We start from the raw sequence: 2059 nt of genomic DNA on the forward strand, positions 1-2059 counted from the left end.
CCAGCCGCCCACCAGCGCGGCCACCACGCCGAGCCCGCCGTACAACAGCGCGGCGCCACTGCTCCAGTGCAACCGGGGCGCCACGCCTTCGAAGTAGCCGCCGCCGAGGTCACCGCCCAGCACGCGCAGCGCGAAGGCCGCGAGCGCGGTGCCGAGCGCCAGGCCGGCCGCGCTGCCGATCAGCCCGAGCACCAGCGATTCGGCCAGCACCAGCCGCAGCCGTCCGCGCGGCGTGAGGCCCAGCACGCCGAGCAGCGCGAACTGCTGCGCGCGCTTGGCCACGCTGAGCGCGAGCACCGAGAACACAAGGAACGCCCCCGTGAACAGCGCCACCAGCGCCAGCACCGTGAGGTTGACGCGGTAGGCGCGCGACAGGTTGCTCACGCGCTCGGCCGCATCGCCGGGCTCGGCGAACTTCAGGCCCGCGGGCCAATCGGGCGACTTCTCGAGCGCGGCCACGAAGGCCGCGCGGTCGGTGCCCGGCGCCAGCCGCAGGTCGATGCGGCTCAACTGGCCGAGCGGGCCGAACAGCTCCTGCGCGACCGCGATGTCCATCACCGCCAGCGCCGCGCCGCCGGCCGTCACATGGCCCGAAACTACGAGGCGCTGCCACGCGGCGCCGCTGCGCAGCTGCAGGCTTTCACCGGTCGCGGGCTGTAATGGCAGCTGCAGTGCCTGGCGTGCCGCCGCGTTGAGGAACACATGGCCGGGCGCGAACAGCGCGAAGCGGTCGGCACCCGCCGCCGACTGCGGCATCAGCGCGGGCGCGATGGTGGGCAGCGCGAGCGCATCGACGCCGATCACGCGCAGCGGCACCTGGCGTCCGTCGCCGCTCAGCGCAAGGCCCTGGAACTCGAGCACCGGGCTCGCCAGCGCCACCTCGGGCCGGCGCGCGAGCCGGCCGAACACGGCCTCGTCGAAGCTGCCCTGCGCGGCGCGCACCTCGAGGTCGGGCTGGCCGTTCACCGAGCGAACCGCGCTGGAGAACTCGTCGAGCGCCGACGCGTTGATGAGCTGCACCGAAAACGCCAGCGCCACGCCCAGCATCACGGCCAGCACGGCCGCCGCGTTGCGCCAGGGGTGGTGGCGCAGTTCCTGCCAGGAGAAAGTCGAAAGCAATGCACGCATGGGGTCATTGTGGCCGCCGTGGCAGGATGGCGTCTGTTCGACGATGACGACTTCACGCCCGAGGATTCCGACGATGCGGCTTCTGCCCTCCGCCTGGTGCCGCCGCTGGCTGGCGCCCTGGCTTCTCGTGCCCTGGCTGGCGGGCGCAGCGAGTGCGCAACTCGCACCACCGTCCGCACCGCTCTCGCTCGCCAGCGATCCGGCCGTGTTGGCCCGCACCGCGCTCGGCGCCGAGCGCGGCACGCTGGTGGTCGGCGTGCTGCGCGGCGACAAGGCCGCCTACGGCATCGCCCACAACCCCGAGCCGCTGGTGGCGCGCGCTATTGCGCCGGCCAGCGCGGAGCAGCCGATGTTCGAGATCGGCTCGGTCACCAAGGTCTTCACCGGCCTGTTGCTGGCGCAGGCCGTGGAGCGCGGCGACGTGGCGCTCGACGACAGCGTGGGCAAGCTGCTCGCCGGCCATGCCGAGGGCGTGCCGCCCGCCGTGGCGTCGATCACGCTGCGGCAGCTCGTCACGCACACCGGCTGCCTGCCCGTGATGGCCGACGGCGTGACTGGCGGCGCCGCGCTGGCCGAGCAGTTCCGCAGCTTCGACCTGCCGATGTTCTGGGCCGCGCTCGCGCGCATCCACCTCACGGCCGCCGCGGCGCCGTGCGAGGCGCGCTACAGCAACTTCGGCATGGCGCTGCTCGGGCAGCTGCTGGCATTGCGCTACGGCACCTCGTGGGGCGAACTGGTGCGCGCGCGCATCACCGAGCCGCTGGGCATGAACGACACCGTGATCCCGCTCGGCGACAAGGCCTCGCGCATGGCGCCGCCGTTCGCGGGCGACCAGCGCCAGCGCCGCTTCGACATGCATGCCTACGCGCCCGCCAGCGCGCTGCGCTCGACCGCCGCCGACATGCTGGCCTTCAGCCGCGCCATCCTCGCC

The 2059-nt window shown here is 73.5% G+C and carries 2 protein-coding genes; one reads left to right on the forward strand and one right to left on the reverse strand.

The window, feature by feature from the left end; translation table 11 throughout:
• A partial coding sequence (locus VBO01S_RS31285; RefSeq protein WP_157627549.1) for an ABC transporter permease occupies positions 1-1128 on the reverse strand: 1128 nt, incomplete at its 3' end.
• 73 nt (positions 1129-1201) lie between these two features.
• Here VBO01S_RS31285 and VBO01S_RS31290 point away from each other — a divergent pair.
• A partial coding sequence (locus tag VBO01S_RS31290; protein ID WP_157627550.1) for a serine hydrolase domain-containing protein occupies positions 1202-2059 on the forward strand: 858 nt, incomplete at its 3' end.

The sequence above is a fragment of the Variovorax boronicumulans NBRC 103145 genome, assembly GCF_001591345.1.
Lineage (GTDB): Bacteria > Pseudomonadota > Gammaproteobacteria > Burkholderiales > Burkholderiaceae_C > Variovorax > Variovorax boronicumulans.